We start from the raw sequence: 11,446 nt of genomic DNA on the forward strand, positions 1-11,446 counted from the left end.
CTTAGTATATCCTAGGAGATACAGGAATGCAATTGATTTGATTATCAAAGGAATCCCTTGCAATTAGGCCAAACCTGTCCAGCTCTCCTCAATGGCATGAGCTAATTCTGCCTGTAATTGCCCTTCTTTTTTCAAGAAAAAATAGAGAGAAGTCAAGAAATGATCCTTGTTTAATGCAGCGAAATAATCTTGGACAGACTGGTCGTTGCTTGGCCAGTTTGTGATGTGGTGAGCTGCCTCTTTCTGGCTAAGGCGACCGGATAGGATTTCTTGGGCAGCAACCAAGGCCAGGCGTTTTTCTTCGCCAGCCTGAAAAGCAGTCTCCTGTCTATTGATACAAGAGCTGAGAACTCCCCAAACTTTTTGATGAGTGCTAGCGGGAAAATCAGGGTGCATACTCGCATAGAGCAATAATTCGGCACCGTGAGCAATCGCATGTACCCAACCCACTGTTTCGTCCCAGCCCCGTGTATCTGTCTCTTTGTCCAGATAAAGCATGCTTCCTTCAAAGATCCTTTGGCGGGTGGTTGGCGACAAGAGTTGGAAATAGTCACTTTCCTTCCTTGCGTCAACGTCGAGGATAAGGGCCAAAAGCAGAGCGGTAAAAGAACGGACGAGAGTGGCCTTTCCTTGTTCTGGTAGCCTGTAAAATAAGTAGTCCTTGTCCACTAGGAAATGGGCTAGATAAAGAAAGTCATCCTGTGTGAGCCGATTTCCTAAGAGAGCATGGGCAAAGCTAGCGTAGACCAAGTCGTCTCGAATGCTAGCGGCCTCATCGCCAATATGGGGCAATAACCAATCCAACTCCTGACGAGAGTAGGGACTTGTTTCTTGTAATTTCTGTTGTAGTTTTTCTTTCATGATTTGTCCTTTCTATTTGCATGATGATTTAAGGACAAATATTTCTTAGCAACCTCTTTTGTGTATTTCTCATCAAAAACATGCCGTTCTCCTTTCTCCTTTCTCTCTAAAATGGTTCAGAGTTTTTTATATTTTACCATTTTTTATCGAATAAAGAGGTAGGAGGATAGAAAATGAACAAAACCTTATTGATTGGTCGCTTGGTAGCGACTCCAGAAGTGACACAAACTGCAACAGGAAAAGCTGTTTCCCGTGTGACAGTGGCTGTTAACCGCAAGTTTAAAAACAGCAATGGCGAACGAGAGGCTGATTTTATCAGTGTCGTTCTCTGGGGCAAATTGGCTGAAAGTTTGGCCTCTTATGCCGGCAAGGGCAGTCAGATTTCCATTGAAGGAGAATTGCGGACCCGTTCTTACGAAAAAGATGGCCATACCCATTATGTGACAGAAGTACTGGCTCAGAGCTTTGAACTGTTGGAAACCCGTGCCCAACGGGCCATGCGTGAAAACAATGTGACGGACGAATTGGCAGATGTCATTTTAGAAGCAGAAGAGTTGCCCTTTTAAGCAAAAGAAGATTGGAATTTTCCAGTCTTTTTTCTTATCCGTCTGTAGTCTGATTTTTTCCAAAAATGAACGACTTTTTCTTGACTATTTTTGACCAAGTGATAGAATAGAAGAGTAAAATTAGCACTCGCATATAAAGAGTGCTAAAAATAGAAAGGATTTCACTTAGAGAGGACATAGCCCTTATTCTGGATAGGGCTTGGTATATCATATGTTAAAACCATTAGGCGACCGTGTGGTCGTAAGATTTGAAGAAGTTGAAGAACAAACTGTAGGTGGTTTTGTTCTAGCAGGAGGCGCAAAAGAAGCCGCTAAAACAGCTATTGTTGTCGCAATTGGTGACGGCATCCGCACCTTGACAGGGGACTTGGTCGCGCCAAGTGTTACAGTGGGGGATACCGTTCTGGTCGAGCAAGGAGCAGGATTGGAAGTCAAAGATGGCGAAGAAAAGGTCACGCTTGTGCGTGAGAGTGACATCTTGGCAATCGTGAAATAGGAGGTTTATTAAATGAGTAAAGAAATCAAATTTTCAGCTGATGCGCGTGAAAGCATGGTTCGTGGCGTTGATATTTTGGCAGACACCGTTAAGGTCACGCTTGGACCTAAGGGACGCAATGTGGTTTTGGAAAAAGCCTACGGCTCACCTTTGATCACCAACGATGGTGTGACCATCGCCAAAGAAATCGAATTAGAAGACCATTTTGAAAACATGGGTGCTAAATTGGTGTCAGAAGTTGCTTCAAAAACCAATGACGTGGCAGGAGACGGAACGACAACCGCAACTGTTTTGACCCAAGCCATTGTTCGTGAAGGATTGAAGAACGTGACAGCAGGTGCCAATCCAATCGGTATTCGCCGCGGGATTGAAACAGCTGTTTCAACTGCTGTTCAAGAATTGCAAGCCATTGCCCAGCCTGTTGCTAACAAAGAGGCTATTGCGCAAGTTGCTGCCGTATCTTCTCGTTCTGAAAAAGTCGGTGAGTACATCTCTGAGGCCATGGAACGAGTTGGGAAAGACGGAGTGATCACCATTGAAGAGTCTCGTGGTATGGAAACAGAACTCGAAGTCGTAGAAGGCATGCAGTTTGACCGTGGCTATCTCTCTCAATACATGGTCACAGACAACGAGAAAATGGTGGCAGACTTAGAAAATCCATTTATCTTGATCACTGACAAGAAAGTGTCCAATATCCAAGATATCTTGCCTCTTTTAGAAGAAGTATTGAAAACTAGCCGTCCGCTCTTGATTATCGCAGACGATGTGGATGGCGAAGCCTTGCCAACGCTTGTTTTGAACAAGATCCGTGGGACCTTTAACGTCGTGGCTGTGAAAGCACCAGGGTTTGGAGATCGCCGCAAGGCCATGTTAGAAGACATTGCCATCTTGACTGGCGCAACAGTTATTACGGAAGATTTGGGACTTGACTTGAAAGATGCGACCATGGCTGCACTTGGTCAAGCCGCTAAAGTATCCGTTGACAAGGACAGCACCGTCATTGTAGAAGGTGCTGGTGCAGCAGATGCGATTGCCAACCGTGTGAACCTTATCAAGTCGCAATTGGAAACAACGACTTCTGAATTTGATCGTGAAAAATTGCAAGAACGCCTAGCGAAATTAGCTGGCGGGGTTGCGGTGATCAAGGTCGGTGCAGCAACAGAAACTGAATTAAAAGAAATGAAACTCCGCATTGAAGATGCTTTGAATGCTACTCGTGCGGCAGTAGAAGAAGGAATCGTTTCTGGTGGTGGAACTGCCCTTGTCAATGTGATTGAAAAAGTAGCCAGTCTTGATTTAGAAGGAGATGCTGCAACAGGACGCAACATTGTTCTTCGGGCCTTGGAAGAGCCTGTTCGCCAGATTGCCTATAATGCTGGCTATGAAGGTTCTGTTGTCATCGACAAATTGAAGAACAGCCCAGTTGGTACCGGCTTTAACGCTGCAACTGGAGAGTGGGTAGACATGATTGAAACAGGAATCATTGACCCTGTTAAGGTGACGCGTTCTGCCCTTCAAAATGCGTCAAGTGTAGCCAGCCTCATCTTGACAACAGAAGCAGTCGTTGCCAATAAACCAGAAGCAGCCGCTCCCGCAGCACCAGCCGGCATGGACCCAATGGGTGGCATGGGATACTAGACACAAACAAAGATAGCTTACGGGCTATCTTTTTTAGTTCCTATACAGTCACATATTTTATAAAATTGTTGAGAACAAATGCAGGAGATGTTATTTTCATAGTAATAGTCTCACAATGGTTCGATTATTAGGAAGAGTTACTAAAAAACAAAGGAATATTCATTGACAAGAGCACTGTTCTATGGTATGATGATAGACGGTACTTTTTACTTTTGGTCTCTCAAAAGTGTACAGAGACGTGCTGACAAATGTTGCAAAAGTACACCGGGATGGGGGTTGTCACCAAACGCTCCATCAACCAAAAATAAAAATTTTACAGGAGAATGTAGATGCCTACAATTAACCAATTGGTTCGCAAACCGCGTAAATCAAAAGTAGAAAAATCTAAATCACCAGCTTTGAACGTTGGTTACAACAGCCGTAAAAAAGTTCAAACAAACGTTTCATCACCACAAAAACGTGGGGTTGCAACTCGTGTTGGAACAATGACGCCTAAGAAACCTAACTCAGCCCTTCGTAAATTTGCTCGTGTACGTTTGAGCAACTTGATCGAGGTTACTGCTTATATCCCAGGTATCGGACACAACTTGCAAGAACACAGTGTGGTATTGCTTCGTGGTGGACGTGTAAAAGACCTTCCAGGGGTACGTTACCATATCGTTCGTGGTGCACTTGATACTGCGGGTGTAACAGACCGTAAACAAGGCCGTTCGAAATACGGTACAAAACGTCCAAAAGGATAAGAAGGGAGATTAGGATAAATGAGTCGTAAAAATCAAGCGCCTAAGCGCGAAGTATTACCAGATCCATTGTACAATTCAAAATTGGTAACTCGTTTGATCAACCGCCTTATGTTGGATGGTAAACGTGGTACTGCAGCAAGCATCGTTTATGGTGCATTTGACCAAATCAAAGAAGCAACTGGCAATGAGCCGCTTGAAGTCTTTGAAGCAGCAATGGAAAACATCATGCCTGTACTTGAAGTACGTGCACGTCGTGTCGGTGGTTCTAACTACCAAGTCCCAGTTGAAGTTCGTCCAGAACGTCGTACAACTTTAGGTCTTCGTTGGTTGGTAACAATCGCTCGTAACCGTGGTGAGCACACAATGGTTGATCGTCTTGCCAAAGAAATCTTGGATGCATCAAACAACACTGGTGCAGCTGTTAAGAAACGAGAAGATACTCACCGTATGGCTGAAGCCAACCGTGCATTCGCACACTTCCGTTGGTAAGATTAAGATGCTGAGGGTGTTAAAAACGCCAAGTGAAAATAGGGAAGTGACACAGTGTCTGAAAGACATAAGGAACTTCATCATTTTCACACAGCGTTTAGCCCGAGCTCAATTCTAAGATACGAGAGCGTTAAACAAGTCCTATGCAAAATAGGAAAAGCGACGACGAAGCTTAGGCTTCTAGGAGATTTTATCTTTTTGCCAGCGACTTGTAGCTCGAGTTCATTTTAAACCATAACCATTTGAGAACGGGTAGGTCCTGCCTATCCGTTCTTTCTAAAAATGGTATAATAGACTAGAAATAAAAAATAATAGGAGAAACAACCTCATGGCACGCGAATTTTCTTTAGAAAAAACTCGTAATATCGGTATCATGGCTCACGTCGATGCTGGTAAAACAACTACAACTGAGCGTATCCTTTACTACACAGGTAAAATCCATAAGATCGGTGAAACTCACGAAGGAGCTTCACAAATGGACTGGATGGAGCAAGAGCAAGAACGTGGTATCACCATCACATCTGCTGCTACAACAGCTCAATGGAAAGACACTCGTGTTAACATCATCGATACCCCAGGACACGTGGACTTCACAATCGAAGTACAACGTTCACTCCGTGTATTGGATGGTGCCGTAACCGTTCTTGACTCACAATCAGGTGTTGAACCTCAAACTGAAACAGTTTGGCGCCAAGCGACTGACTACCGTGTACCACGTATTGTATTTGCTAACAAAATGGACAAAATCGGTGCGGACTTCTTGTACTCAGTATCAACACTTCATGAGCGTCTTCAAGCAAATGCTCACCCAATTCAATTGCCAATCGGTTCAGAAGATGATTTCCGTGGAATCATTGACTTGATCAAGATGAAAGCTGAAATCTACACCAACGACCTTGGTACAGATATTCTTGAAGAAGATATCCCAGCTGAATACCTTGAGCAAGCAGAAGAATACCGTGAAAAATTGATCGAAGCAGTTGCTGAAACTGACGAAGATTTGATGATGAAATACCTTGAAGGTGAAGAAATCACAAACGAAGAATTGAAAGCGGGTATCCGTAAAGCAACGATCAACGTTGAATTCTTCCCAGTATTGTGTGGTTCAGCCTTCAAAAACAAGGGTGTTCAATTGATGTTGGATGCAGTCCTTGACTACCTTCCAAGCCCACTTGATATCCCTGCAATCAAAGGTATTAACCCAGATACAGACGCTGAAGAAACTCGTCCAGCATCTGATGAAGAGCCATTTGCAGCGCTTGCCTTCAAGATCATGACTGACCCATTCGTAGGTCGTTTGACTTTCTTCCGTGTGTACTCAGGTATCTTGAACTCAGGTTCATACGTATTGAACACTTCTAAAGGCAAACGTGAGCGTATCGGACGTATCCTCCAAATGCACGCGAACACTCGTAAAGAAATCGAAGTGGTTTATTCTGGTGATATCGCAGCTGCTGTTGGTTTGAAAGATACAACAACTGGTGACTCATTGACAGACGAGAAAGCAAAAGTTATTCTTGAGTCAATCGAAGTTCCAGAACCAGTTATCCAATTGATGGTTGAGCCTAAATCGAAAGCAGACCAAGACAAGATGGGTGTTGCCCTTTCTAAATTGGCTGAAGAAGATCCAACATTCCGCGTTGAAACAAACCCAGAAACTGGTGAAACAGTTATCTCTGGTATGGGTGAGTTGCACTTGGATGTCCTTGTTGACCGTATGCGTCGTGAATTCAAGGTTGAAGCAAACGTTGGTGCGCCTCAAGTATCTTACCGTGAAACATTCCGTGCTTCTACTCAAGCTCGTGGTTTCTTCAAACGCCAATCTGGTGGTAAAGGTCAGTTCGGTGATGTTTGGATTGAATTCACTCCAAATGAAGAAGGAAAAGGTTTCGAGTTCGAAAACGCAATCGTCGGTGGTGTGGTTCCTCGTGAATTTGTACCAGCCGTTGAAAAAGGTTTGGTTGAGTCTATGGCGAACGGTGTTCTTGCAGGATACCCAATCGTTGACGTAAAAGCAAAACTTTACGATGGTTCTTACCATGATGTCGATTCATCTGAGACAGCCTTTAAAGTTGCAGCATCTCTTGCCCTTAAAGAAGCTGCGAAAACAGCACAACCTGCTATCCTTGAGCCAATGATGCTTGTAACCATTACAGCACCAGAAGACAATCTTGGTGATGTTATGGGACACGTAACTGCTCGTCGTGGACGTGTTGACGGTATGGAAGCTCGTGGTAACACACAAATCGTTCGTGCTTATGTACCACTTGCAGAAATGTTCGGTTATGCAACAGTTCTACGTTCTGCTACACAAGGTCGCGGTACTTTCATGATGGTATTTGACCACTACGAAGATGTACCAAAATCTGTACAAGATGAAATTATCAAGAAAAATGGTGGACAAGCTTAATTGTCCTCAGACACCTACCAATGGTAGGTGTCTTTTTCTATTCTAAAATAAAGGTAAACAAAAAATCGTCAATAAGGGGATTGACGATATAGTAGGAACAATATTAAAGAAAACCGTAGTAAGGTCTTTGGACCAAGCTATGGTGAAGCCAGTTGATGAGCGTGATAAAGTCAAATACTGGCAAGCCAACTCGAGACTGAATCTGAGCGGCATAAGGCGGTAAATCACTACATTCTAGAAGAATAGCTCCAATGTCAGGATGGTCTTTGACTAAGCGTTCCGCAACATCAGCCAAGTCATTTCCTAGTTTTTCATGGTCTAGGTAGGTTTTGATGTAGCGAATCGGTGCAAAACTATCTAAGCTACCGATTTCCTCAACGATACAATCATCGATGGAAGCGTTAGCCTTGGCAAAGAAGGAGCGGTCAGCTCCTTTCCCATCAGCAACGAGAACAGCAATTTTTTGCTCTGCTTTTAGTCCCATCTTAATAATAGGAAGTTGAAGCACACTCGAGAGATAGACAGGAATAGTGACTGCGTTTTTTATTTCTTCTTGGAAATTGTTAAAATAGCCACATGCACCGACAATAGCACGAACTCCTTTTTTCTCAAGGTTTTGAGCAGCTTCAATAATCATAGGAAGAAGATCAGGATTGCCTTCGAATAAATCTTCGATTTCGAATTTGACGATTTCGTAGATGACAGGAAAGTTGAAGGTGCTTGCATTGGCAACATTACCAGGCATTTTAACATAATCAAAATCAATGGTAATAATCCCGATGGCTACTCCAGAGATGGGAGTTGAGCCAACTTGATGGTATTGATTGAGTTTGTTTTGGTTGTCCATATAGGTACGCCAGTGTTGTGTCATTGCTGGTCCTTTCTAAATTCACCCATTTCGAGGTAGGCTAAGATTTCGTCAGATGATAAATGAGCCAAATCCAAATCTGCTAGGGTTAAGCCTTTTTCATAGAAATTGTGGCCTGTCATGACAGAACCCAATGTAATCATACTATCGATAACCGGGGTTGCGACTCCGTATTTTTTTCCTAGCTCATGATATAGGTGGCAGCCGACTGGAATATCCTCAGTGATGTAACGGTCTTGGATACTAAATGGACCTGTTCCGTAGGCCATTGGGAATTGTTCCTCAAATGGCACGATGCAGTCATCGCCCATGTATTCAGGTCCTAAAATGCTCGTTCGTGATAGGAAATTCTTTTTAGGGTAGCGTTGCAAGTCGACTCCGATTTTCTCTGCCAACTCCACTTGTTCCAAGTAAAAGGCATACTGGACCTCTGCAACTGATTCACTATAAGCGTGTGAATAAATAGAATAAGAATATTTGTCGTTTCCACCAAAGATACGCCCCCAGTTTTCCATGACGCTAGCTCCTAAAATGGTTCCAGGTACATGAAGGACAGGATTGACATTGCTAAATCCGATATCAAGAACGGTTTTACCGCCGGTCGCACCTTGGCCTTGGGTGATGGCATCAAAAGCACCGATTGCTTTCGAACTTTCCAAAAACGCTTCTTGATCGGTAGAAGGTAGGCTGGCACCCCGAAGAGTGATGGCCCGGTATTTGAGTTCCAATTTTGGAGTAAGGACGCCGCCTTCTTTTATGATACGAGATCCATATGGAGCACTTGACCAGCCACCAACGATGACATCTTTGGTACAGTCTAACTCCCGCATCTTTTTACGAAGTTTGAGGCTGCCAAAATTATCTGGAATAATATGAACAATCATACCATCTTCTAAAACGGGCACTAATTGTTCAAAAAAAGTATCATGAGCGATAGATGGGACAGTGACTAAGATGAGTCTTGCCTCTTTTACAGCCTCTTTTATATCTGTTGTGACAAGATCCATGTAGGCTTTTCCACTGCGTTCAAAAGCAAAGAGATTGTTTTGTCCAGTGGCCGCGATGGTGATACCTGTTTTTTCGATTCCAGCAAGAGTGATATGGGAAAATTCAGGTATTTCAAAAAGGTGTACCTTATTTCCGGCTAAAACAGAATCAGCAGCTATGGCTTTACCAACAGCGCCTGCTCCCAAAACAGCAATTGGTTTTTCATTTAGCATTGACATCATAAAACTCCTCCATTTATGAATCTTTGTTCATATTTTAACATAATTTCATCGATCTCAAAATTTGTATTTTTTATCACAGATATAGTTTTTATCTATGTGTTGATTTTCAGAAAAAAGAAAATTGGTTGCAATTTTATGACAGAAAGTATATAATGGTAATGTTGAAATGTATCTTGCATATTTTCAAGTTACAAATTTCACAAATGGTTAAAAGGCTTGCCTTTTAAAATAAATACTCGATTTTCATAAGGAGGAAATCATTAATGGTAGTTAAAGTTGGTATTAACGGTTTCGGTCGTATCGGCCGTCTTGCATTCCGCCGTATCCAAAACGTAGAAGGTGTTGAAGTAACACGCATCAACGACCTTACAGATCCTAACATGCTTGCACACTTGTTGAAATACGACACAACTCAAGGTCGTTTCGACGGTACTGTTGAAGTAAAAGAAGGTGGATTCGAAGTTAACGGTAAATTCGTTAAAGTTTCTGCTGAGCGTGAGCCAGGAAACATTGACTGGGCAACTGATGGCGTTGACATCGTTCTTGAAGCAACAGGTTTCTTTGCTTCTAAAGAAAAAGCAGAGCAACACATCCACGCTAACGGTGCGAAAAAAGTTGTGATCACTGCACCTGGTGGAAATGACGTTAAAACAGTTGTATTTAACACAAACCATGATATCCTTGACGGTACTGAAACAGTTATCTCAGGTGCTTCATGTACTACAAACTGTTTGGCTCCAATGGCAAAAGCACTTCAAGACAACTTCGGTGTTGTTGAAGGATTGATGACAACTATCCACGGTTACACTGGTGACCAAATGGTTCTTGATGGACCACACCGTGGTGGAGACCTTCGTCGTGCACGTGCTGCTGCTGCAAATATCGTTCCTAACTCAACTGGTGCTGCTAAAGCGATTGGTTTGGTTATCCCAGAATTGAACGGTAAATTGGACGGTGCTGCACAACGTGTTCCAGTTCCAACAGGATCTGTAACTGAATTGGTTGCTGTATTGGACAAAAACGTTACTGTTGATGAAGTAAACGCAGCTATGAAAGCAGCTTCTAACGAGTCTTATGGTTACACTGAAGATCAAATCGTATCTTCTGATATCGTAGGTATCTCATACGGATCATTGTTCGACGCAACTCAAACAAAAGTTCTTGATGTTGACGGCAAACAATTGGTGAAAGTTGTTTCTTGGTATGACAACGAAATGTCTTATACTGCGCAATTGGTTCGTACACTTGAGTACTTTGCAAAAATTGCAAAATAATGACTGAATAAGAGAGAGGGAAACCTCTCTCTTTTTTTGCTAGAAATAAAAATAAATCTAGTTCTTTATTTTAAAAATCTAGACTTATTGTATTTTTAATGCTATACTATTGATAAATAATACATAAAAAAGGGAGGTGATGGTATCGGAAAGAAAGAACCCAAGTATCTGTTGATAGCTCGGGATCTCCGTCAAGAGATTGAAAAGGAGGTTTACCCTATCAATAGCAGACTTCCAGATGGGAAATCATTTTCAAAGCAATACGGGGTTAGTTTGATGACCATCAATCGTGCATTTGATTTGCTGGTTGCTGAAGGTTATATCATCCGTCGTAGGGGAGATGGGAGTTTTGTGCGGGATTGGAAAAATTGTGCTAGTCCCAATCCACATCTTTATTCATTAGAAGGAACGTCTCAAAAATACCCAGGGAAACTCCGTTCTAAGGTAATTATTTTTGATATCGTTCGGCCATCGCAGGAAGTGGCAGAGAAGTTATCCATTTCGACGGATGATTTTACCTACCATATTGTTCGCTTGAGAATTTTGGAAGAACGCCCTGTTATTATGGAGTACATCTATATGCCAGTTGATGCGGTTCCTGGCTTGAAGCGGGAGCATGTGGAGCAATCAATTTATTCCTATATCTCAGAAGGCTTGAAACGGAAAGTTCACAGTGCCTTTGTGAAAATAGGAGGAAAACGGCCTACAACTCTGGAATGTCAGGAGATGAGCCTGAAGCCGACTGATTTCTTAATGGAAATTGAGCAAGTGGGTTGTTTGGATAATTGTCGTGTGTTTGAATATTCTGTTTCGCATCATCTGCCAGAAGTATTTGATTTTGAAACAGTCATGTTTCATTCGTAAGCAACATA

At 42.7% G+C, this 11,446-nt stretch carries 11 protein-coding genes; 8 read left to right on the plus strand and 3 right to left on the minus strand.

The window, feature by feature from the left end:
• Positions 1–63: 63 nt before the first annotated feature.
• Positions 64–861 (minus strand): DUF2785 domain-containing protein, encoded by a 798-nt coding sequence (locus tag ACVR1I_RS06945; protein WP_447443299.1) that lies wholly within the window; start codon positions 859–861, stop codon positions 64–66.
• 173 nt (positions 862–1,034) lie between these two features.
• On the opposite strand from ACVR1I_RS06945, the gene ACVR1I_RS06950 reads away from it, so the two are divergent.
• From ACVR1I_RS06950 to fusA, 6 genes are all read left to right on the plus strand, one after another.
• A complete protein-coding gene (locus tag ACVR1I_RS06950; protein ID WP_447443300.1) occupies positions 1,035–1,427 on the plus strand; it encodes a single-stranded DNA-binding protein in 393 nt (130 codons plus the stop codon).
• A 211-nt stretch (positions 1,428–1,638) separates the two neighbouring features.
• The gene (gene groES / locus ACVR1I_RS06955) at positions 1,639–1,923 is read left to right on the plus strand and encodes a co-chaperone GroES (RefSeq protein ID WP_447443301.1); all 285 of its coding nucleotides are present in this window, start codon (positions 1,639–1,641) and stop codon (positions 1,921–1,923) included.
• A 12-nt stretch (positions 1,924–1,935) separates the two neighbouring features.
• A complete protein-coding gene (gene groL, locus ACVR1I_RS06960) occupies positions 1,936–3,561 on the plus strand; it encodes a chaperonin GroEL (protein ID WP_447443302.1) in 1,626 nt (541 codons plus the stop codon).
• A gap of 329 nt (positions 3,562–3,890) precedes the next feature.
• Positions 3,891–4,304 carry a 30S ribosomal protein S12 gene (gene rpsL / locus ACVR1I_RS06965; protein WP_018379166.1) on the plus strand — a complete coding sequence of 138 codons (414 nt, stop codon included), beginning with the start codon at positions 3,891–3,893 and terminating at the stop codon, positions 4,302–4,304.
• A gap of 18 nt (positions 4,305–4,322) precedes the next feature.
• Positions 4,323–4,793, plus strand: coding sequence for a 30S ribosomal protein S7 (rpsG, locus tag ACVR1I_RS06970; protein ID WP_447443303.1), 471 nt, complete (start codon positions 4,323–4,325; stop codon positions 4,791–4,793).
• A 328-nt stretch (positions 4,794–5,121) separates the two neighbouring features.
• Positions 5,122–7,203, plus strand: a complete 2,082-nt coding sequence (gene fusA / locus ACVR1I_RS06975) for an elongation factor G (protein ID WP_447443304.1) — start codon at positions 5,122–5,124, stop codon at positions 7,201–7,203.
• 103 nt (positions 7,204–7,306) lie between these two features.
• Here the strand turns inward: fusA and ACVR1I_RS06980 are convergent, their stop codons facing one another.
• Together ACVR1I_RS06980 and ACVR1I_RS06985 are read right to left on the minus strand one after the other, a co-directional pair.
• Positions 7,307–8,074, minus strand: coding sequence for an aspartate/glutamate racemase family protein (locus ACVR1I_RS06980; protein ID WP_447443305.1), 768 nt, complete (start codon positions 8,072–8,074; stop codon positions 7,307–7,309).
• The gene (locus ACVR1I_RS06985; RefSeq protein WP_447443306.1) at positions 8,071–9,300 is read right to left on the minus strand and encodes an NAD/NADP octopine/nopaline dehydrogenase family protein; all 1,230 of its coding nucleotides are present in this window, start codon (positions 9,298–9,300) and stop codon (positions 8,071–8,073) included. Before ACVR1I_RS06985 ends, ACVR1I_RS06980 begins: the two co-directional genes overlap by 4 nt.
• Positions 9,301–9,563: 263 nt before the next feature.
• On the opposite strand from ACVR1I_RS06985, the gene gap reads away from it, so the two are divergent.
• Both gap and ACVR1I_RS06995 read left to right on the plus strand, forming a co-directional pair.
• Entirely contained in the window at positions 9,564–10,574 is a 1,011-nt protein-coding gene (gene gap, locus ACVR1I_RS06990; protein WP_447443307.1) for a type I glyceraldehyde-3-phosphate dehydrogenase, read from the plus strand.
• Positions 10,575–10,745: 171 nt separating this feature from the next.
• Positions 10,746–11,438: a GntR family transcriptional regulator gene (locus tag ACVR1I_RS06995; RefSeq protein ID WP_447443308.1), complete on the plus strand. Its 693-nt coding sequence runs from the start codon at positions 10,746–10,748 to the stop codon at positions 11,436–11,438.
• The last annotated feature ends 8 nt before the right edge of the window (positions 11,439–11,446 follow it).

The organism is Streptococcus cameli (assembly GCF_053207365.1).